The sequence below is a fragment of the Mucilaginibacter sp. genome (assembly GCF_036383575.1).
Taxonomy (GTDB): domain Bacteria; phylum Bacteroidota; class Bacteroidia; order Sphingobacteriales; family Sphingobacteriaceae; genus Mucilaginibacter.
This window is the reverse complement of record NZ_DASVOB010000691.1, coordinates 1-22,307: the sequence shown is the minus strand read 5'-3', so window position 1 is coordinate 22,307 and position 22,307 is coordinate 1. Positions and strand designations below refer to the sequence as shown.

The window sequence follows — 22,307 nt, the reverse complement described above, 5'->3', positions numbered from 1 at the left end:
GTATCTTTACCAATCCAAAAGTTTTTATTGAATAATGAGTGAAGATCTGCATCAAAACGATACACCAAACCCTAATGAAGAAAAACTACATACTGTTACCTCACTCGATGGGTTATATGAAAACTGGTTTCTTGATTATGCGTCGTATGTAATTCTTGACCGGGCCGTTCCGCATATTAATGATGGTTTAAAGCCGGTACAACGCCGTATCCTGCATTCGTTGAAGGAAATGGACGACGGGCGCTTTAATAAAGCAGCCAACGTGATTGGTAATACCATGAAATATCACCCCCATGGTGATGCTTCCATTGGGGATGCCATGGTGCAGATAGGCCAAAAAAACCTGCTGATCGATTGTCAGGGTAACTGGGGCGATCCGGTAACCGGCGACTCGGCAGCAGCTCCCCGTTATATTGAAGCACGTTTGTCAAAATTTGCGCTCGATGTTGTTTTCAATGCTGATACCACCATTTGGCAGGCCAGCTATGACGGCCGTAACAAAGAGCCTATTACGCTGCCGGTAAAATTCCCCTTGCTGCTTGCACAGGGTGCCGAAGGCATTGCGGTAGGTTTGGCTACCAAAATATTGCCGCACAACTTTATTGAACTGATTGATGCCTCAATCGCTGTATTAAAAGGCGAACGCCCTAACCTCCTGCCAGATTTCCCGACAGGTGGTATGGCCGATGCTTCTTTGTATAATGAAGGGCAGCGCGGCGGTAAAGTGCGGGTAAGGGCTAAAATTATTGAACGAGATAAAAAAACGCTCGCCATTACCGAAATTCCTTTTACTACCACTACCGGCAGCCTCATAGACAGTGTGATCTCGGCCAATGACAAGGGCAAGATCAAGATCAAAAAGATTGAAGACAATACTGCCAGGGATGTAGAGATCATCATCCACCTTGCACCGGGGATATCGCCCGATGTAACGATCGATGCGCTTTACGCTTTTACCGATTGCGAGGTATCCATATCACCAAATACCTGCGTGATACAGGATGACAAGCCGCGCTTCATGAGTGTGAACGATATGCTTACCGAAAGCACATTCTTCACTAAAGATCTGTTAAAACAGGAGCTGGAGATCAAGCTGAAAGACTTGATGGAGAAAATTTTCTTCAGCTCGCTGCTTAAGATCTTCATACAGGAGGGGATGTATAAAAACCCCGAATACGAAAACTCGGGTAATTTTGAAGTGGTACTGGAAGTGCTGAACCGTTTGTTTGAGCCTTTCTTCCCGCAGTTTTACCGTACCATCCTACCCGAGGATTATAAAAAGCTGATAGATAAACCTATGAGCAGCATCACCCGCTTTGATGTTAAAAAAGCGGATGAGCAGATGAAGGCGCTTGAAAATGAGATCAAACAGGTTAAGCATCACCTAAAACATCTTACCGAATACACCATTGCCTGGTTTGAAAAACTGAAGGAAAAATACGGTAAGGACAGAGGACGCAAAACTGAACTGCGCACCTTTGATAAGGTTGAAGCTGCACAGGTGGCGTTGGCTAACATCAAACTATATGTTAACAGGGCCGATGGCTTTATTGGATCAGGCCTGAAGAAAGATGAGTCGGTTGAATATGTTGGTGACTGCTCGGATATTGACGAGATCATTGTTTTCAGGGGCGATGGGCGCTGCATGATCACCAAAGTGCAGGATAAAGTTTTTGTGGGTAAAGATGTCATCCACGTTGCTGTATTTAAAAAGAACGATGAGCGCACCGTTTACAATATGATATATAAAGACGGCGAAAGCGGCATCAGTTATATCAAACGTTTTTCGGTGGTAGGCGTTACCCGCGACAAAGAATATGACCTCACCAAAGGCACCAAGGGTTCAAAAGTGCTATACTTTACAGCCAACCCTAACGGCGAGGCCGAGGTAGTGAATGTAGCCCTTAAGCCACATGCCAAACTTAAAAAACTGCAGTTTGATGAAGATTTTGCATCCATAGCCATTAAAGGCCGCGGATCCATGGGTAACATTATTACCAAATACCCGGTTAAAAAAATCATGCTGAAAAGCAAAGGCGTATCAACGCTGGCCGGTCGTAAAATCTGGTATGATGATATTTTAAAACGCCTTAATGCCGATGGCAGGGGCAAATACCTGGGCGAGTTTGATGGCGACGACCGCATCCTGAACGTGCTGAGCAACGGTATTTATGAGCTAACCAGTTTTGATCTCAACAATCACTTTGATGATAAGATGATCCTGATTGAGAAGTACAACGCACAAAAAGTTTATTCGGTTATCCACATCGATGGCAAATCGAAAAACTATATGGTTAAGCGTTTTACGTTTGAAAACATAGCGCTTGGCAAGCAGGTAAGCATCATCAGCGATGAGCCGGGTTCAAAACTGGTACTGATGGCCCATACCGCTCCGGTGGTTAGCGTGTTGCAGCTTAAAGGCAAGGATCAAACTCCTGAAACTATTGAACTTAACCTGGCCGAAGTGATTGATGTTAAAGGCATGAAAGCAATGGGCAACCGCCTGTCACAACATCCTATAAAATCAGTTGAGCTGATCAGTGACGGTGCCGGCGCGGATGAAGTGGAAACCAATCCGGTTGAAGAAGAGGCTTCAGAACCTTCGGAAATTAACGAAGATCAGCTCGCAAAATCCCAGGATGAGGCCTCCGCAGAACCTGCATCAAAATCAGCGGAATCGCCGGTTCAACCGGTGAACCCTCCCCCGAAAAAAATAGATTTTGAGATCACCAACCCTGATGATATAGATATTGACGATCAGGGACAGTTAGGACTGTTTTAATACAAAGCCACCGGCAGCAATGTTACGGTGGCTTTTTCATTTAGTGAAAAGAACAAAACATTAGTACTCCTCTATCCTATACTCAATGTATTAGCAAAAAAATCATTTTACAGCTATAAACGGCATTGTTTAAAGCTGCATTTTCTTTATTTTTGAATATTACTAAATCTTATATCATAAACAGGCATGTACTTCGGCGGCGGCAATTATTATTATATCGTCTTTATTTTAGATGCAATTTGTGCGATACATTCTATAAGGCGTGGCACGCAGCAAAGATGGCTTTGGATAATTTTTGTATTACCGGTATTTGGCAGCCTGTATTATATCTACAGCGAGATGCTTTCCAACCGTGGTATCCGTGCACCTAAGATCAATGTAGAAGCAGTAATAAACCCCGGAGCCAAAATCAAACGCCTTGAAGAGGAAGTAAGGTTTACAGATACCTTTGCCAACCGTGTAAAATTGGCAGATGCCTATCTTGAAGCCGGTCTTACAGATAAAGCACTCGAGATCTATAAAAACAGCCTTACCGGTGCCTTTGCCGAAAATGAACATGTAATGGCACAGTTAATAGTGGCCTACTTTGAAAAAGGCCAGTATAACGAGGTGATCCCCATTGCTAAAAAACTGTATAAGCTGCCCCAGTTTGCCCGCTCAAAAGCGCATATCCTTTATGCCAAGTCGCTTGAGTATACTTACCAGGCAGAGCAGGCCGAAAATGAATTTAAATTAATGAAGGGCCGCTACTCCTACTTTGAGCCCCGTTATGAATACGGCTTATTCCTTACCCGCGCGGGTCGTGACGAGGAAGCATGGCAAATTTTTACCGACATGCTTAATGAGCAAGCACATCTGAGCCCTGTTGAACGTAAAAGCAATAGGGTATGGTTTTCGAAGGCTAAGGATGAGTTGAAGAAGCTATCGGCTGTGAAGAAAACGGCTTAAAAGAAGTTTTTCGCTGTAGAGACGCATAATTGCGTCTGCCGCATGCACATCCTATCCTTTTTTTACATGTCCTAAAGGAGACGCAATTATGCGTCTCTACATAAACTACTCATTCGTCATCCTTAAGTCATACTGACATCCTGACATCATCGGGTTAAAAAATTGTTAAGCCGCAAAACTCAAATAACCTTTTGCTGACATTAAAACAGTTTAACCTGTCAATACTTGCCATAATGATCACTTGGCATAATTGATGTTGCGTATCGGGCTGAAAACTTAATAAAAATAAACAGTTATAACTATGTCATTAAACATTAAACCTATCGGCGACAGGGTTGTGGTGGAAGCTGCAGCTGCCGAAGAGAAGACTGCTTCAGGTATCTTTATTCCTGATACTGCAAAAGAAAAACCTCAGCGTGGAACTATCGTTGCTGTAGGACAGGGAAAAGTTGATGAGCCTTTAACCGTAAAGGTTGGTGACCAGGTTTTATATGGTAAATATGCCGGTACTGAAATTTCCTACGAAGGTAAAGAGTACTTAATTATGCGCGAAACTGACATTTACGCGGTTCTTTAATCAATTAGTGAATTAGTGAGTTATTGAATTAGTGATTTATCCCTGTTCAAAACCACCTGTTCAAAACCAAAAAAATCGAAAAAATAGATTATTGGATGCGAAATCAATCACTCATTCGCTAATTCAATAGTTCAATAATTAAAAATCATGGCAAAACAAGTTAAATACAATGTTGAAGCACGCGACGCTTTAAAACGCGGTGTGGATATCCTTGCTAACGCAGTTAAAGTAACCTTAGGTCCTAAAGGCCGTAACGTAATCATCGACAAAAAATTTGGCTCACCAGCCATCACTAAAGACGGTGTTACTGTAGCTAAAGAAATTGAATTAAAAGACGCCCTTGAAAACATGGGTGCACAAATGGTTAAAGAAGTAGCTTCAAAAACTGCCGATATTGCAGGTGATGGTACTACTACTGCTACCGTTTTAGCACAAGCTATTGTAACCGCAGGTATTAAAAACGTAGCTGCCGGTGCAAACCCAATGGATTTAAAACGCGGTATTGACAAAGCTGTTATAGTTGTTGTTGAGAACTTAAAAGCTCAGTCACAAACTGTAGGTGAAGACAATAACAAAATTAAACAAGTAGCTTCTATTTCTGCTAACAATGACGAGGTTATCGGTTCATTGATCGCTGAAGCTATGGCTAAAGTTGGTAAAGACGGTGTGATCACTGTTGAAGAAGCAAAAGGTACTGAAACTGAAGTTAAAACTGTTGAAGGTATGCAGTTTGACCGTGGTTACCTTTCTCCATACTTCGTAACTAACGCTGATAAAATGGAAGTTGAGTTAGAAAATCCTTACATCCTGATCTACGATAAGAAGATCTCTTCGATGAAAGAATTGCTTCCGATCCTTGAAAAACAAGTACAAACAGGCAAACCATTATTGATCATTGCTGAAGACCTTGACGGCGAAGCTTTAGCTACTTTGGTAGTTAACAAGATCCGCGGTTCACTGAAAGTTGCTGCTGTTAAAGCTCCGGGCTTTGGTGATCGTCGTAAAGCTATGTTAGAGGATATCGCTATCCTTACTGGTGGTACTTTGATCTCTGAAGAAAGAGGTTACAAATTAGAGAACGCTGACCTTAGCTACTTAGGTACTGCTGAAAAGATCGTTATCGACAAAGATAACACTACCATCATCAATGGTGCCGGTTCTGCCGAAGAGATCAAAGGCCGTGTTAGCCAGATCAAATCACAAATCGAATCAACAACTTCTGATTACGACCGCGAAAAATTACAAGAGCGTTTAGCCAAATTATCTGGCGGTGTTGCTGTACTTTACGTTGGTGCTGCTACCGAAGTTGAAATGAAAGAGAAAAAAGACCGTGTTGACGACGCTTTACACGCTACACGTGCCGCTGTTGAAGAAGGCATTGTAGCTGGTGGTGGTGTTGCTTTCATCCGTGCGGTTGCTGCTTTAGCTGACCTTAAAGGCGATAACGAAGACGAAAACACTGGTATCCAGATCATCCGTCGTGCTATCGAAGAGCCTTTACGTCAGATCTGCGAAAACGCTGGTATTGAGGGTTCAATCGTTGTGCAAAAAGTTAAAGAAGGCACTGCCGACTTTGGTTACAACGCACGTACCGATAAATATGAAAACCTGATTGCTGCAGGTGTTATCGACCCAACTAAAGTAGGTCGTGTAGCTTTAGAAAACGCAGCTTCAATTGCAGCTATGTTGTTAACAACAGAAGTTGTATTGGCTGATGATCCTGAAGATGCTCCAGCTGGTGGCCCACCAATGGGTGGCGGCATGGGCGGTATGATGTAATAGCCCCCTGGCCCCCTAAAGGGGGTGTATGGAAATATATACTATTCAAAACCCTGTATGCAAAAGCATACAGGGTTTTGTGCTTTAAAAGAGGTTGTTATGGTCATGCTAAGGTAAATCAACAGTCATTTGTTAATCATTTGATTAATTTTTGAATATAAGGCATATGTTAATCTGTAATTTTGCATAACAAATCTGATACAGCGCCAAACAGGCACAGGATTTGAATAATGCAGGTCATGAAACGTATATCTCAAAAAACTAAACAAATACAAAGCACCCTGGTTGAATGGATGCTATTCAAGGGCCCCGAGCTCTTCGTTTCCCTGTACAGTTAACAGATAATTGTTACCTTTGCGCCCAGTTATGAAACTGGACGAATTTTACACCGAGTTCCATCATTGGGTCATTAACCGCGGGCCCAATTATTTAGGTGGAGTAATCATATTTTTTATTGGTATTTGGTTTATTAAATGGCTGCGTAACCGTTTGCGTACGCGTATGGTCAGGCGCGGGATACACTCATCGCTGCAACCCTTCTTTTTAAGTCTTACCATTACCGCTATGTATGTACTACTGGTGATATGGGTAATGAACATCATAGGCTGGGAAATGACCATTTTCACCACCATAATCGGTGCATTTTCGGTGGCAGCGGGTTTAGCTTTATCTGGTACCTTTCAAAACTTTGCAGGTGGTGTATTGATCCTCTTATTAAAACCATTTGAACTTGATGACAGCATTGTAGCACAGGGCCAGGATGGCCGCGTTGTATCAATACAGATGTTTTATACCGTGCTTATTACTGCCGATAACAAAACCGTCATCATTCCTAACGGAAAGCTGTTTAACGAGGTTATTGTAAACATAACCCGCGAGGGGCGCCGTCGTCTTGATTTTGAAATGCGTGTGGGTTACAACAATGACATGGAAAAAGCAAAGGCCATCATGACAAAGGTGGTAAACGCCAATAAAGATATCCTGCATGATCCGGCCGCACGCGTAGGCGTTATCAGCCTTGATAACGATTGTGTTAGGTTTACCATTAACGTTTGGGTTGACCCGGCCAATTTCTTAAATGCAAAAATCAATCTGCAGGAACAAATGCTGAAAGAGCTTGCAGCAGGCGGTGTTAATTTCCCTAAGCCGGGATTTTAGGTGAGAGTCAAGAAATCAAGACTCAAGAGACAAGAAAGAATAGAAGCAGGAAATCAAGAGTCAATAAGCAAGAAAGCCCCAACAGAGTTATATTTTGGGGCTTTCTTGTTTATTCTTTTTCTTTTCTTGGTTCTTGCCTCCTGATCTCTTGACTCTTAAACAACTATATCTTCTGCTTTGCCTTTATCTCCAGGTAGCGGTTTACCGTATTGATAGTAAGATTTTGCGGGGCTGTTAATATCGATTGGATCCCATGGCTGGCCAATTCTTTTACCATCAGCTTTTTGTCGTAAGCAAATTTTTCGGCAATGGTTTTTATGTAGATGCCTTCAACATCTTTGGCCGGTTGCTCACTCAGAGTTTTCAGCTCGGTATTTTCAAAGAAAACCACTAATAGCAAGTGAAATTTGGCTATTCGCTTTAAAAATGGTAATTGCCGTTGTAATGCAGGCAGGCTTTCATAATTGGTGAAAAAAACCACAAGGCTCCTTTGCTTTATTACCCTGCGCACGGTAGTATAAAGCGCCTCCATATTGGTTTCAAGGTAACGGGTTTTCTCTTTGTATAAAACCTCCAGTATTTTATTGAGCTGCGTGTATCTGCTATCCGCAGGTATAACAGCACCTATTTTTTCAGATACTGTGATCAACCCGGCCTTATCTTCTTTTAGCAGCGCCACGTTTGACAATACCAAACTGGCATTTATAGCATAATCAAGCAGGCTCAATCCTTCAAAGGGCATCTTCATTGAGCGCGACTTATCAACTATACAGTACACATGCTGCGATTTCTCATCAACATATGAGTTCACCATCAGGTCGCCGCGTCGGGCAGTGGCTTTCCAGTTAATAGTGCGGTAATCATCTCCCGCCACATAATTCTTCACCTGTTCAAATTCAAGACTATGACCAATCCGCCTGATCTTTTTTATGCCGATATCAGTTAAACGGTTCGAGATAGCCATCAACTCATATTTGCGCATTTGCAAAAATGAAGGGTAAACCGGGAGTATTTCAGTCTGCTCAAAATTGTATCTGCGTGAGATTAACCCCAGCGGCGATTTTACAAACACCCTGATAAAACCAAACTCATACTCGCCGCGGCGGGTAGGTCTTAACTTGTACAGGATCTGCTTGTGCTCACGGGGCTTCATGGTTGTTTTAAACCAAACATCGCGTTTCTGAAACTGTTCAGGGATCTCGTCTATTATGCCGATATCCATATTAAAAGGATAAAAGCTCTCGATATAAATACTCAACTCGTTTTCATCACCATTGCTTAACCTTTCGGGAGCAATCCGCTTTGCAAACACGCCGTTTGCTGTTTTATAAAGCATTAACAGGTCAAGTACAACCAACAACGTAACAGTCCAAAACACCAGCCATGGAATAATACCAAGCCATGGAAAAAAGAAACCGAATATAAACAGTACTACACTACCTGTAAGGCAGGCGAAGAGCCTGTTATTTAAAAAAAGATTTTTATAAAACAATTCGATCAGCTTTTTCACAGCAGGGTATTAGCGGGGTATTTCAATTTTTTGTATTATTTGAGCAATGACCTCATCAGGGGTTACACCTTCCATTTCTTTATCAGGAGTAAGCATAATGCGGTGTCGTAAAACAGGTGCTGCCACATATATGATATCTTCGGGGGTTACAAAGTCACGCCCCTTAATGGCAGCCAGCGCTTTTGCAGCATTTATAATAGCAAGGGAAGCCCGGGGCGAGCCACCAAGCTGTACCGATTTACTATTGCGGCTTTCATGAATTATTTTGGCTGCAAACTCCAGCAGCTTAGGTTCAACGTGCAAAGCCCGTACCTGTTGCCTGATCTCGGTAATATCAGTAGCTGACAATACCGCACTGATCTGATTTAGCTGATCGGCTGTTTTTTGCTGGTGTTGCTGGGTTACAATGGCTATCTCTTCTTCAAGTGTTGGATATTTGATCTCCACCTTAAATAAAAACCTGTCCAGCTGGGCTTCAGGCAAACGGTAGGTTCCCTCCTGTTCAACGGGATTTTGAGTGGCTAAAACCGTAAATGGCTCATCCATTTTATAGCTATGCCCGTCAATTGTAAGCTGGCGTTCTTCCATCACCTCAAACAATGCCGACTGTGTTTTGGCTGGTGCCCTGTTTATCTCATCAATAAGGATAATATTGCCGAATATTGGCCCCTTCTTAAATTCAAACTCAGTTGTTTTAGGGTTAAATACAGAAGTGCCTAATATATCTGAAGGCATCAGATCGGGCGTAAACTGAATGCGGGAATAGCGGGCATCAATAGCTTTGGCAATAAGCTTTGCAGTAAGGGTTTTGGCAACACCCGGCACACCCTCAATAAGGATATGACCATCCGCAAGCACACCAGCTATCAATAAATCGATAGATTCCTGCTGACCTACTACGATTTTGGCGAGCGTTGCTTTTATTTGTTCAACCGCAGCATGTAGCTTGCCCAGATCGGTACGTTGTTCAAAAAGTTCGTTTTCCATGTTTTACCTGGATTGGATATAAAATTGTTCAATAAGTTGGTTCAGTTTAATCAGCTCATGATCACTGATATCTTCATGAGTAGTAATGAAATTCAAAGCTGTGGTTAAGTTTGCAGCCAACGAAACCGGGACCCCGCTTTTTTTGGTAAGCATTTCGACAAACTCTTCATCAAGGTTATTAGTTCTTAACGAATACTTATCCCGGATATAGCTTAAAAGATAAATGGCCTTTTTATGGGCGATATCAAAGTTATCTCGTTTTTCATAATACACCTGCCCCACAACAGTAACAAAATCAACAGTAGTATTTTTTAGTGGTTCAACTACCGGTATTATTCGTTGACGACGTTTTGCCTCGTATACAATAAAAAATGCCATGCTGAAAAACGCCAGGTAAAAAGCCCACCGCAAAGCCGGATTGCGTAAAAACACACGCATACTGGTTTCATCTTCCGGCCGGCCGAGGGCATAATATTGATCCCACAGTAAATTGGAATCGTTTTTTACAACAGACAGCGCCTTTGCTGCATAATCCATACCTCCGTTAGTCAATAAACTATAGTTGGTAAACATAAGCGGATTGGCATTTAAATAAATATGCCCCTTGCCAATGGTATACTTAATAAAATTAGCTTTGTGCTTTGTGTTTTTCCCAAGTACAAGCGCTTTGGCGGTGTCAAGTTTGCTGAAGTACCCTATATTCATCCCCCTTTCGGCAGTGTAAAGCTGTGTTGTATCCATTTTAGGATTAGCGAACCTGATACCAAGCGCATCTTTATTCTCAAAAACAACCTGGGTTTGTATTTTAAGGTCCTTACCAAGCTCTTCGCCAAAGTATGATGCCGCTATGAAAACGTCATGGCCTTCGTTCACAAACTTTCTGAGCTTTATATAATCGTACTCGTTCAGGTTTATTGAGTTACAAATAATAAGATAAGTTGCATGCTTTATGCCATGGTCATTAATAACATTATACAGCGGCTCGCGGTACGTATTAACATTAGCTGCCGGAAATATATCATTAATGCGGCTGTACAAAACATAAGTACCAAATGGGATCTTATCGTTGATATCCAGCGTTTCATTCCAGTCAATAGCTTTTGGCCTGTTATATTGCGCAACCAGGTAAATGAGCATTAAACAGCCTAATGCTATAAGGTAAACCCTTAAACTTTTCATGACAGGCTTTGTTTAAATTCCTGAAAAATGTTATTTATCCGTTGATATGATTGCCCATCTATCGGAAACTCGCCATACCAAACATATTCAAACTGCCGGGTAACAATTGTAAATTTTTCGCGCTGGGTTGCATTGGTCAATTCGTTAATATAAGCAGTATTGGTTTTTTCAATTTTCCAGTTAATGAGGTTAAGATCGCTCAATTGTTTAAGACTGCGTAAATAAAGCAGCCTTACAGCAAGGCGGTAATTTTTATTTGACAAGGCATCTTCTATGGCTTCATCAAAGCTTATCTCATGGATATTTTCAACAGACTCCGAATAAGGCACAGATTCACTTTTGGCCTGCTTTTTAAAAAGATGAGGAAAACTGATACCTAATAATTTCAGGATACAATAAACTATAGCAAAAGCGCCTAAAGCCAATATCACGTACTTTATAACATTAGCCGAATTTTTCCCCATATGGGCACTTCCAAATAACTTTTGGAACAATTCGGCAACCCAGTTCCAGAAACTTTCCCACAAATGCCATATCCAACTCCAAAAAAGGTCCCACCAGCTTACTCCTTTTTTTATAACATGATAATTAAAGTCCTTATCACTTTTAAATTTATCTATTGCCGCCTCATTAAAATGTTTAACAGGAACATTAGTAGTATCAACTTTCAGCGTTGCAGGAACTTTTACCAAAACGGTTTTAACGGCAGGCGGATTGTGTTTAACAACCGGAATGCTCGCTTTATGCAGGATGTTTGATGGTTTAAACATAGCCGGGTTAATATTGCTCCGTCGAAAACTGATCGGCAGCAGAATCATTTTTACCGAATGATTTAATCCTGTTTACAAGGTTGTTTGCTTCCTTATGCTCGGTTAAGCTGAAATAAACCAGTGTAATTGATATAACAGGCAACAGCCATAAAAACTGGCAAACATGTTCAATAATAGCCTCCACAATAGCATATGTATTGTTATAATACGTACCTGTTAGCCATTGACTGCCTCCATAAAATATCATTGCCGGAATAAATAAAGCTAATACCGCCATTAAAACAATGATGGACATGAGTAATATAACTCCAAATGTGAACCACCAGTTTTCCTTAATAATGCTGAATGATTTCCTGATCGCGTATTCGGCACTACCATTCTCTATGATCATTATAGGCGCAACCAGTCCAAAAATGGGGGTAAGGTATACCGAAGGAAAAAAGCAAAAGAAAAATGCGATAACCAGGGCAATACTCAATAAGATCTGGGTACCTAATACCCTGAAAAAGTAATATTTAAAATAGGCCCAAACCTCAAGTGTGGAAGGCGGTTGGTTCTGCTTTTGCTGGTATACTGCCATGTAACTTATTGCAGTTAATACCAAAGCCGTATAATTAACCTGCTGAAAAAGAAACTTTGCTATTCCCCAAAATGAAAACGCAGAATATTCTCCCTCTGCCGTATGCTGAAAATTGGACATTATAGTCAGCAGTGTACTTGTTAATAAAAACAGGCCACATATTGCTATATAGGCTTTAAATAACGGTTTAAAATTTTGCCTGATAATGACAAAGGTATCACTGATAACATCACCAAACTCCCGCGTTTTATTTAATTCAATATTTTCCTTCATTAGTGGTTTCAACGATGTTTAAACGATGTGACAGGTGTATAGGGTAAATTACAACGTACCAAATTATAAATAAAAAAGAACCTCCCAAAATGGAGCTGCTGAGCCATACCGGCATTTCAGTATGGCGTGTAATGAAGCTTTCAAAAACCGCCGCGGTTACCACAATAGGTGATATCCCGAGCATGATCTTAAGCCCGTCAAGAGCCCCTCGTTTTAATGACACCAAGCGGCTGAAAGTGTTAGGGAACAGCAAACTGTTGCCGAGAATGAGCCCCGCGGCACCGGCCAGTATAATGGTCGAGATTTCCAGTGTGCCGTGGATCCAAATCACTAAAACCGACTGTATCCCTAAACCTTTGCTTATGAACAGGTATTGAAAACAACCAACCATGAGCCCATTCCTAAATAAATTGATTATTGTTCCAGCCGATAAGGTTATCCCCAATACAAAAGTAATAGCTGTTACCGTGAGATTATTCTTCGCTATCATCCAAAACATCACAAATTCATTCTCACTTTTAAATACGCCAAAAGGATCGCCTTTACTGATGTTTTCGTTTGTCATATTTACATACTCGTCAGACAGGACAAACCTGATGAAAGTACGGTCATATTTAGCCGATAATATGCCTACCAGGAAAAAGGTTATGAAAAAAATAAATGAGTACAGTATTTGTCTCTTATACTGTTTAAACAATAACGGCAATTCTGTTTTCCAGAAAAATACAAACCGGTTAGCCTTCTCTTTTTTATTTTGATAAATAGATTGGTGAAAACCCGCAGCCAGCCCATTTAAATACAAAGTGGTTTTTGACTTTGGGTAAAAGGTTTTGGAATACGCCAGGTCGTCAGTAATAGTTATAAAACGTTCAGCAAGTTCATCAGGATCCTTTGCCGGCTCAGTTTCATAACTTTTCCATTTGGCCGAGTTCTGTTTTATAAATAATGGCTCACGCATGTGAAAGGCTCAGTAATTTTTTGTTAAAATAACAACAATATTTGATGTTGAGATATAAAGAATTAAATAGTTAATTATATTTATTGCATGCAAACTGTAAAAATCCACACATCACAAAACATTGAAATTGATTACGAAGTAGCGGGTTTGGGCGAACGCGTATTGGCGCGCATTGTTGATATAGGCGTTTTTATGGGAATAACTTATGCGTTGTACTTCATAATCATCTTCTTCTTTATAGCAACAGTGCAAAATTTTAAAGGAGATAGTATACCAATAGCCCTGATCATATTGGGGTCGATATATTCGCTTATCATTGTTTTTTATGACCTTATTGCCGAAATATTTTTTAACGGTCAAAGCGTTGGCAAATATGCTTTAAAAATAAAAGTGGTAAGTATTAACGGAACAAGGCCATCATTTGGACAATTTTTGCTCCGCTGGGTTTTCAGACTCATTGACTTTGTAGTCACCTTTGGGGTTGGGGCGATAATATCTGTAGCTGTATCCGAAAAAAAACAACGCATTGGTGATCTTGTTGCGGGCACAACTGTTATTAAAACCACGCCTAAAGCCCAACTAAGCGACCTTGTTTTTGATTACCAAAACGACGAATACGAACCTGTATTTAGTAATGTAGCCGAGCTTAAGGATTCGGACATTACACTGATACATGAGGTAATAAGCAATTTTAAAAGCACCGGCAACAGCCAGCTTATTTACGATATGGCCATACGTGTTAAAGAGCATCTTAACGTTAGCATTCCGCCTCAGATGAACGAATATGATTTTTTACTAACCATAGTTAAAGATTATAGCCACGTTGCAGCACGAATGGGCGTTTGACCCTTACAGATTATATAATTTATACAGATAAGCAAAAAGAATGATATTGCCGGTTATCAGGTAAAGCGTCTTTTTTGCATAATGCTTATGGTCAAACTTGAATTTGCCATCGAGTAATACGAAGGCAAAAGTTATAAGTAATGGGATAGTAGCAGGATATAATAATAAGCTATCGTGCAAATTGCCCTTTAATAATGCAATAACAGAACGCTGAAAACCACAACCCGGGCAATCATAGCCGGTAAGTTTTTTAAAAGGACAGGGGATTAAATGATTTTGCAGCCATTTAATAAACATCAAATGGCTGCAAAATAAATTATAACAATGCATAATAATTATGCTTGCGGATCAAACGGCTTTTGATAATCGTCTGAGCCAAAACGGTTATTTATATTAGCTTCTTTAGCTGATGGGCCCAGGTAAACGGCATCACCAAAACCAAGGATCAGCATAAAAATAGGGTTCAGTAAAACAAGGCCTACAGTAAAACCTTCACTTTTTCCAAAACTTTTAGCCAGCAAATTATAGGTCCAGATAACAAATATAAAACTTGTACAAGGGAATAATATCAGCAGAAACCACCAAATTGGTTTGCCAACGATCTCCAGTAAAACAATTACGTTGTAAATAGGAATAATAGCCGCCCAGCCAGGTTTACCAGCCTTTGTAAATACTTTCCATACGCCGGCTATGCAAACCAGCCATATAGCTACAAAAAACAAGATGGCACCAATACCGAACGCTGGTGCAGAAGAAGGATAATTTTCCATTTTAAGTGTTTAAGTTGAGGTTTTGTGTTTATAAGCTGTTGCAAAATATAAAATTTTTAAATAAAACTTAATACAGAACAACGTATTTATTACAACGCTTGTAATTATAATTTATCATTAATTTTGACCTGATGCAAAGAGAACAGATTTCGGTTTTTGACATGTTTAAGATAGGCATAGGCCCATCAAGTTCGCATACGCTTGGCCCATGGCGTGCCGCTCAGCAGTTTGTACAGTCACTTGAGCAACAGGGGGCCTTGCCGCTGGTACAGCAGGTTAAGATATTATTATACGGATCATTAGCTAAAACCGGGCATGGGCACGGGACGGATATAGCTATATTATTAGGTTTAAGCGGCGACGACCCCGTTACTTTTGAGGTAGACCAGGTAACACCTAAAATCGAACACATCAAAAGTTCGCATCAACTGATACTTGGCGGCATTTTGCCAGTAAGTTTTTATGCTGAAGATGACCTGATGTTCCTGTTTAATGAAAGCTTGCCTTATCACCCAAATGCAGTGACCTTCCAGGCATTTTTAAATACAGGTAAGGCCATATCAGAAACCTATTATTCGATAGGCGGTGGTTTTGTAGTGAAGGAAGGCGATTCTGGCCAGTCCAAGGCAGAAGTAGATCTGCCATTCCCTATCGATACCGCTTCAGACCTATTGCATTGGTGCATCAAAACGGGTTTGCGAATTTCAGAAGTTGTGGCCGAAAACGAGCTGGCCTGGCGCAGCGAGCAGGAAACACGTACAGGTGCATTGAACATCTTCAGGGCACTAAAAGAGTGCATTTACCGGGGATGCCATACAACCGGTCAGTTACCCGGCGGGTTAAATGTGGCAAGACGGGCAGCCAAATTAAACGCCAGGCTTATCGGCAATAATAAATACAGCAATTACGAGGAATGGGTTGCAGCTATCAGGAATACCGGCGATAGCTTTAAAAACACTTTAGACTGGGTAAGTTGCTTTGCCTTAGCCGTTAATGAAGAAAATGCTTCATTCGGCCGAGTAGTTACTGCCCCAACAAATGGTGCAGCGGGTGTGATCCCTGCTGTATTGCAGTATTACATTGCCTTTTGCGATGGAAACACAGAGCAAAAGATCATCAACTTTTTGTTTACCGCAAGCGAGATCGGGAGTATCTTTAAAAAAGGCGCTACTATTTCAGCAGCGATGGGTGGTTGCCAGGCTGAAATTGGCGTATCATCCGCCATGGCCGCGGCTGCACTGACCGAATGTATGGGCGGCACCCAGCGCCAGGTACTCATGGCAGCCGAAATTGCCATGGAACACCACCTTGGCCTAACCTGCGACCCTATTGGCGGCCTGGTACAGGTGCCCTGCATCGAGCGAAACACTATGGGAGCTATCAAGGCGATAACAGCATCACAGCTGGCACTGCAAAGCAACCCGGAAAAAGCTAAGGTAAGCCTCGATGCCGTGGTAAAAACCATGTGGCAAACGGCCCTCGACATGAACTCGAAATATAAGGAAACAAGTGATGGGGGCTTGGCGATCAATATTCCGATCAGTTTGCCGGAGTGTTAGGCTTGAGTAATTAAGTTTTTCCAGGCGACAATATCTCCAAAACGTCCGTTTACTGGACGACGTTTCGCGATAGCGTAACTTCGTCCCAGAATGAGGCTGTATCATAAATCAGCCTCTTTTTTTATGCAGATACTTAAGCGATGATAGTTTTGGATTGGATCAACCGTACTTACAAATGGGGGTTAACAGGGTTAACACAATTCAGGGTCAACATCTACTTATATAATTAACAATCAATTGATTGAGTGCTTTTCTTTCAAAAAATATGTTAACCCCTTTTTGTATAAATATTATCGGCTAAATTTCAATTCATAGGTAACACAATACCAAGGGTGGTCAATTTGATTTATGATACAGCCTCATCGGTGATTATTTGAATAATCCCGGAAGCAGGATGCTTCCACTATTTTAGGACGAAGTTACGCTATCGCTAAACTTCGACCAGGGTAAGGCCAGTTAAAGCAACAATGCATTATAGCTCTACTTCTTCGCAAAAACAGCACCTACATCCACTTTCAGTTTATCAACCCACATTCCATACATTTTACCTGAGGGATGCAAACCATCACTCGCCAGTAATGTAAGGTCATTTGCTGCCAACTTGGAAATGACTGTAATTTCAACATAATTAACTTTGGCATTGGCGCTTATTTCACGGTTAATATTATTGAACTGGTCTATCTCAGGCCCAATTACTGCATCATTACCATGCGCATACGGGGTAACACCATAATCGGGGATGGACAATACAAATACATGTTCCCTGATGCCGCCTGCAAATTTGATGGCCGTATTTAAAACCTGCTCAAACTTAGTGCGGTAATTTTCCTGGCTCAGTCCGCCGTATTGATCGTTAACACCTATCAAGAGGGTCACCACATCATAAGTATTGCCTTTGATATCGCTTTTGTCAATAGCCTCTATCAACTGGTCGGTTGTCCAGCCGGTGCGGGCGATGATGGTTGGCGTATTTACCTTAAATCCGCTCAACTGGTTAGCCAGTTGATTAGGGAATGCCTGTTCCGGAGGCACAGACTGGCCAATGGTATATGAATCGCCGAGGGCAAGGTATGTTAGGGTATCCTGTATCACAGTAACTGGTTTTGATGGGGGATTATAGCTAACCGGCGCCGGCATGTTTTTGCCGGCACAGGCCGATAATGTAACTGCTGTTAGTAAACTTAAAAATATTCCCTTCATTATAATATCTCCATACCAAAAAGTACGGAAATATGGTGTTTAAGGATTTTTTTAACTTCATTAATATCAACTTGTTGGCCAAGCTCCTGCTGTATGGAAGTAACAGCCTTATCATCAATACCGCAAGGCACTATGTTTTTAAAATAGCTCAGATCGGTATTTACATTAAGTGCGAGGCCGTGCATAGTTACCCAGCGGCTACAACGTACGCCCATGGCGCATATTTTACGGGCTTTTTCATTATCGGCATCAAACCAAACACCGGTATAACCTTCATAGCGCCCGGCCTTCAGTCCAAAATCAGCCAGGGTCAGGATCACCGCCTCTTCCAGCGTACGCAGGTACAAATGGATATCGGTAAAAAAGTTATCAAGGTCAAGTATCGGGTACGACACAATCTGTCCCGGCCCATGATAGGTAATATCCCCACCCCTGTTTATCGGATAATAAACGGCATGCTTTTCTTTCAGGCCTTCCTCATCTAATAATAAATGTTCGGGTTTGCCGCTTTTACCAAGGGTATATACATGCGGATGCTCGCAAAATACAAGGTAGTTAAAAGTTTCGTCGGCTTCAATGGTATCATAAGCTACGGTAGTCCCGGCGCTTTTTGCTGCCGTTTCATAAGCCGTTTCCCGGTTCCGGTTTTCAATTTTAGTTTTAACCGTTTCGCTGAAAAGGGTTTCCTGCTTATCCCAGGCTTGCTGATAATCGATCAGGCCCCAATCCTGAAAAAATACTTTTTTGTTTTTCATCACTCGCCCTTTACGTAGCCTATCATATAATTTTCATACTGAAGATAGCCTACAGTATAATCAATGGAGGTATCTTTTTTATTTAATTGCGCGTTCACCACGCCATGGTGCTCAAACTGAAATGGCTCTAAAAAAATGTTGTCGGCAAATGAAACCTCTTTTTGTCCGTTGCATTTATAAACAGCCTCCTTGGCGCACCAGCAAACATACAATTGCTCAATTTTTTGCGGACCGCTTATGAAAGCCAGTTCCTCATCACGCATGAACTTATTGGCAATCCGCTCAACCTTTTGCTTGATCTGCTCAATATCTATCCCAACCTTATGCGTTTTGCTGATCATTACAGCCGCATAATCAAACGAGTGGCTTAATGAGATATGGTAAGGCAGGTTAACCAGGTAAGGTTTACCGTGTTCATCAACCTTGCAGTCAATATATTCGTCGGTACGGAGCATTTTGCGCAGCAGCACACGGGTGCCCAGCCAATGCAGGTGGCGCTTGCCGTTGCTCAGGCTTTCAACAAAATCCTTTTCCTCCTGATCCAATTGTAACTGGCCGTACAGGTCGGCAGCCTCCTCCTCGATACGCCAGAGCGCAAACTCGGTATCATCATCAATACGCTGCCTGTATGCTATCGCCATAAAAGTAAAATTGCAAAATAGGTTGCAAACATATGTCAAAAAAAATTAAATTGTATACATGCAGCTACATATTGGTAATCAGCTGACATATATGTGGTTTAGCGATGGTTTCCGCGCTAACTGAACGCATTTTGCCCGCCTATATTGTTCATAAAAGCCGGCAGCAATTGGGCTAATTTTCCTAATTTAGCGCCAGCAATAACCTGCCCCGTATGATACTATCTGATAAGCGCATCCTCGAAGAAATTGAACAAGGCCATATAATTATTGAACCATTTAACCGCGAATATCTGGGTACCAACTCATACGATGTGCATTTGGGCAAATATTTAGCTACTTACCGCAACCGGGTGCTTGATGCAAAAGTTCATAATGAGATTGATGGCTTTGAAATCCCGAAGGATGGCTTTGTATTACAACCTAACACGCTTTACCTTGGGGTAACGATGGAGTACACCGAAACCCATCGCCATGTACCGTTTTTGGAAGGTAAATCAAGCACAGGCCGCCTGGGTATTGATATCCACGCAACAGCCGGTAAGGGCGACGTTGGTTTCTGCAATACCTGGACACTTGAAATTTCATGCGCCCAACCTGTACGTATTTATCCGGGCATGCCCATCGGCCAGCTTATTTATTTTGTAGTTGAGGGCGAGATCGAAACACTTTACAACAGCAAAGCCAACGCCAAATACAACAACCCAACCACCCGCCCTGTTGAAAGCATGATGTGGAAGAATAAGTGGTAGTGTTTTAAGTCGAAAGTATTGAGTTTTAAGTGTAGAAAAAAGGACAATCGACTTTTAACTTCAGACTTCAGGCTTGGTACTTGTGACTTTAGACCTAAAACTTCCGACTTAAAACTTAGTAATACACTTGTTATAAAAGCGTAAATACTTTTTGCGTACCTTGGTAGTTCAAGATTTACCTTTCTATGAACTTCAAACGCCTATCTGTTGGGATCCTTATCACCCTTGTTGTTGGTGCTACCTTAGCTTTTATAAAACCCGACGATGAACTGGTAACAAAAATCATTGCACAGCTTGATAAATGGCGTGCAGAGCATCCGCAGGAAAAAGTTTACCTTCACTTTGATAAACCCAATTATGCCATTGGCGAGGACATCTGGTTTAAAGCCTATGTTACCATCGGCAGCGAACATAAGCTTTCGGCTTATAGCCAAACCCTGAATGTTGACCTTATTGATGATAACGACTCGGTAAAACGCAGCCTCAAACTTCCGCTAACAGCAGGTCTGGCAGCGGGCGATTTTGCCCTGGCAGATAGTATGGCTGAGGGCAACTACCGGATCCGGGCCTATACCAATTGGATGCGAAATGAAGGAGAAGCTTACTTTTTCGACAAAACCATAACCGTGGTAAACGGCATCAGCAACACGGTATTCACCAAAACAGCTTATACCTACAGTACACTAAACGGCAAACAAAAAGTAACTGCTGTTATTACTTATACCGACCTTAACGGTATAGCTTATGTTAATAAGCCTGTTAGTTATGAGGTTGAAATAAATGGTAAATCCATTTCAAGGGGAAAAGGCATAACTGATGATAAGGGTAACCTCATAGCCAGCTTTACTAACAACCTGCCGGTTTCCATAATATCAGGGCATATCAATACTGAACTTAAACTCGATGATAAACGCACCGTTGCTAAAGCAATACCTATAAAAACGCTATCCAATAAGGTTGATGTTCAGTTTTTCCCGGAGAGCGGAAATTTAATTAACGGCATTTTTGAAAAAGTAGCTTTCAAAGCTGTTGGAGCCGATGGATTAGGGGTAGATATTAAAGGCTTTATTGCCGACGATCAAAACAACCAGATCTCAGCATTGGGCGAAAGTCATTTTGGTATGGGCACCATAAATTTTGAACCCGAAAGCGGCAAAACATATAAGGCACATATTACTTATGCCGATGGTTCGGAAGGTATCTTTGATTTACCCAAAGCGGTTGATAATGGCTACGTATTAAGCGTTAACAGCATGCGCGACGATAAGGTTTATGTATCTATCATCCCCGGCAAAAACTCTGGTAACGGAACCCTTTCTCTATCTGGCTTAACGCTGATAGCGCAGGCAGGCGGCGAAATTTGTTATGCAGGTAAAAGTAAGGACGGGGCAACATCCTTTTCTGCGGCCATCGATAAAAATAAATTCCCATCAGGCATAATTCAGTTTACCTTATTTTCGGCAAGCGGCGAACCTTTGAACGAGCGCCTGATTTTTGTTCAAAACCCCGACCAACTCAAGCTTGCAGTTACCACAGAAAAACAGAGCTATAAACCACGCGAAAAAGTAACCATCAACCTCAATGCTAAAACCAGTGAGGATAAACCTATTGTAGGCAGCTTTTCAGCATCGGTTATTGACGAGTCGAAGGTTACCACAGATGAGGTAAACGAAATTTCTATATTTTCGACCTTGTTGCTTACATCCGATCTGAAAGGCTATATTGAAAAGCCAAACTATTACTTTACCAACGTAAGTAATGAAACCAAAGCCAACCTCGATGTACTGATGCTTACCCAGGGCTATCATCGTTTTGAATGGAAACAACTGCTTGCTGATAAATTTACGCCGATTGTTTTCAAGCCCGAAAGATCACTTGAAGTAACAGGTCATCTCAAAACTTTTGGCGGTAAACCTGTGCCTAACGGCAAAGTCACCTTGTTTTCATCGTCAGGAGGAACTTTTATTATTGATACCGTTGCCGATGCCAATGGTAAATTTACTTTCAAAGATCTTGTTTTCAGGGATAGCATCAAGTTTGTGATCCAGGCACGTACGGCCAAAGACCGCAAAAACCTCGACATTACCCTTGATAATGTAACACCGCAACCTGTTGGACCTAATAAAAACGCCCCCGATCTGCAGGTGAACATCAATGATGGGGCATCAGCCTATCTTCTGAATAGTAAAAAACTATATGACGAGCAGGTAAAGTACGGCATTGGCAATCATACCATTGTATTGAAAGAAGTAGTTATCCGTGAGAAACGGGAAAACCCTTTTAAAA

20 protein-coding genes are annotated in these 22,307 nt (G+C 41.6%); 9 read left to right on the top strand and 11 right to left on the bottom strand.

What is annotated here, in order from left to right; all coding sequences use genetic code 11:
• The first annotated feature begins 34 nt into the window (after positions 1-34).
• The 5 genes from VF500_RS24320 to VF500_RS24300 all read left to right on the top strand — a co-directional run bounded on the left by VF500_RS24320 (position 35) and on the right by VF500_RS24300 (position 7,244).
• Complete coding sequence (locus VF500_RS24320) at positions 35-2,782, top strand: DNA gyrase/topoisomerase IV subunit A (RefSeq protein WP_330862155.1); 2,748 nt, start codon at positions 35-37, stop codon at positions 2,780-2,782.
• Between the two features lie 186 nt (positions 2,783-2,968).
• Complete coding sequence (locus tag VF500_RS24315) at positions 2,969-3,730, top strand: hypothetical protein (RefSeq protein WP_330862154.1); 762 nt, start codon at positions 2,969-2,971, stop codon at positions 3,728-3,730.
• A 301-nt stretch (positions 3,731-4,031) separates the two neighbouring features.
• Positions 4,032-4,307, top strand: a complete 276-nt coding sequence (locus VF500_RS24310; RefSeq protein WP_121233304.1) for a co-chaperone GroES — start codon at positions 4,032-4,034, stop codon at positions 4,305-4,307.
• A gap of 144 nt (positions 4,308-4,451) precedes the next feature.
• Positions 4,452-6,086: a chaperonin GroEL gene (groL, locus tag VF500_RS24305; protein WP_349257184.1), complete on the top strand. Its 1,635-nt coding sequence runs from the start codon at positions 4,452-4,454 to the stop codon at positions 6,084-6,086.
• Positions 6,087-6,452: 366 nt separating this feature from the next.
• The gene (locus VF500_RS24300) at positions 6,453-7,244 is read left to right on the top strand and encodes a mechanosensitive ion channel family protein (RefSeq protein WP_330862152.1); all 792 of its coding nucleotides are present in this window, start codon (positions 6,453-6,455) and stop codon (positions 7,242-7,244) included.
• A gap of 163 nt (positions 7,245-7,407) precedes the next feature.
• Here the strand turns inward: VF500_RS24300 and VF500_RS24295 are convergent, their stop codons facing one another.
• From VF500_RS24295 to VF500_RS24270, 6 genes are read right to left on the bottom strand one after another with little or no spacing between them, the layout of a single operon-like run.
• Positions 7,408-8,754 (bottom strand): DUF58 domain-containing protein, encoded by a 1,347-nt coding sequence (locus VF500_RS24295; protein ID WP_330862151.1) that lies wholly within the window; start codon positions 8,752-8,754, stop codon positions 7,408-7,410.
• 9 nt (positions 8,755-8,763) lie between these two features.
• Positions 8,764-9,741 carry a MoxR family ATPase gene (locus VF500_RS24290; protein ID WP_330862150.1) on the bottom strand — a complete coding sequence of 326 codons (978 nt, stop codon included), beginning with the start codon at positions 9,739-9,741 and terminating at the stop codon, positions 8,764-8,766.
• A 3-nt stretch (positions 9,742-9,744) separates the two neighbouring features.
• Entirely contained in the window at positions 9,745-10,920 is a 1,176-nt protein-coding gene (locus tag VF500_RS24285; protein ID WP_330862149.1) for a DUF4350 domain-containing protein, read from the bottom strand.
• Positions 10,917-11,690 carry a DUF4129 domain-containing protein gene (locus VF500_RS24280; protein WP_330862148.1) on the bottom strand — a complete coding sequence of 258 codons (774 nt, stop codon included), beginning with the start codon at positions 11,688-11,690 and terminating at the stop codon, positions 10,917-10,919. The genes VF500_RS24285 and VF500_RS24280 overlap by 4 nt, the downstream gene beginning before the upstream one ends.
• Before the next feature lie 7 nt (positions 11,691-11,697).
• Positions 11,698-12,543: a hypothetical protein gene (locus tag VF500_RS24275; RefSeq protein ID WP_330862147.1), complete on the bottom strand. Its 846-nt coding sequence runs from the start codon at positions 12,541-12,543 to the stop codon at positions 11,698-11,700.
• On the bottom strand, positions 12,527-13,501 hold the full coding sequence (locus tag VF500_RS24270; protein WP_330862146.1) for a stage II sporulation protein M: 975 nt from the start codon (positions 13,499-13,501) through the stop codon (positions 12,527-12,529). Before VF500_RS24270 ends, VF500_RS24275 begins: the two co-directional genes overlap by 17 nt.
• Before the next feature lie 87 nt (positions 13,502-13,588).
• On the opposite strand from VF500_RS24270, the gene VF500_RS24265 reads away from it, so the two are divergent.
• Complete coding sequence (locus VF500_RS24265; RefSeq protein ID WP_330862145.1) at positions 13,589-14,347, top strand: RDD family protein; 759 nt, start codon at positions 13,589-13,591, stop codon at positions 14,345-14,347.
• A 3-nt stretch (positions 14,348-14,350) separates the two neighbouring features.
• Here VF500_RS24265 and VF500_RS24260 read toward each other — a convergent pair whose 3' ends face one another.
• Positions 14,351-14,644 carry a DUF2752 domain-containing protein gene (locus tag VF500_RS24260; protein ID WP_330862144.1) on the bottom strand — a complete coding sequence of 98 codons (294 nt, stop codon included), beginning with the start codon at positions 14,642-14,644 and terminating at the stop codon, positions 14,351-14,353.
• Between the two features lie 38 nt (positions 14,645-14,682).
• Positions 14,683-15,117: a DUF5684 domain-containing protein gene (locus VF500_RS24255; protein ID WP_330862143.1), complete on the bottom strand. Its 435-nt coding sequence runs from the start codon at positions 15,115-15,117 to the stop codon at positions 14,683-14,685.
• A 131-nt stretch (positions 15,118-15,248) separates the two neighbouring features.
• Between VF500_RS24255 and VF500_RS24250 the strand changes: the two genes are divergently transcribed.
• Positions 15,249-16,676: an L-serine ammonia-lyase gene (locus VF500_RS24250; protein ID WP_330862142.1), complete on the top strand. Its 1,428-nt coding sequence runs from the start codon at positions 15,249-15,251 to the stop codon at positions 16,674-16,676.
• 480 nt (positions 16,677-17,156) lie between these two features.
• Here the strand turns inward: VF500_RS24250 and VF500_RS24245 are convergent, their stop codons facing one another.
• The 3 genes from VF500_RS24245 to VF500_RS24235 are packed head-to-tail and all read right to left on the bottom strand — an operon-like array spanning position 17,157 to position 19,272.
• Positions 17,157-17,876, bottom strand: coding sequence for an SGNH/GDSL hydrolase family protein (locus VF500_RS24245; RefSeq protein ID WP_330862141.1), 720 nt, complete (start codon positions 17,874-17,876; stop codon positions 17,157-17,159).
• The gene (gene lipB, locus VF500_RS24240) at positions 17,876-18,631 is read right to left on the bottom strand and encodes a lipoyl(octanoyl) transferase LipB (RefSeq protein ID WP_330862140.1); all 756 of its coding nucleotides are present in this window, start codon (positions 18,629-18,631) and stop codon (positions 17,876-17,878) included. The genes VF500_RS24245 and lipB overlap by 1 nt, the downstream gene beginning before the upstream one ends.
• Complete coding sequence (locus VF500_RS24235) at positions 18,631-19,272, bottom strand: 4'-phosphopantetheinyl transferase family protein (RefSeq protein ID WP_330862139.1); 642 nt, start codon at positions 19,270-19,272, stop codon at positions 18,631-18,633. The genes lipB and VF500_RS24235 overlap by 1 nt, the downstream gene beginning before the upstream one ends.
• Positions 19,273-19,484: 212 nt before the next feature.
• On the opposite strand from VF500_RS24235, the gene dcd reads away from it, so the two are divergent.
• Together dcd and VF500_RS24225 are read left to right on the top strand one after the other, a co-directional pair.
• Positions 19,485-20,021, top strand: coding sequence for a dCTP deaminase (dcd, locus tag VF500_RS24230; RefSeq protein ID WP_112568810.1), 537 nt, complete (start codon positions 19,485-19,487; stop codon positions 20,019-20,021).
• Positions 20,022-20,206: 185 nt separating this feature from the next.
• Positions 20,207-22,307 (top strand): TonB-dependent receptor (locus VF500_RS24225; RefSeq protein ID WP_330862138.1); only part of this gene is annotated, 2,101 nt, incomplete at its 3' end.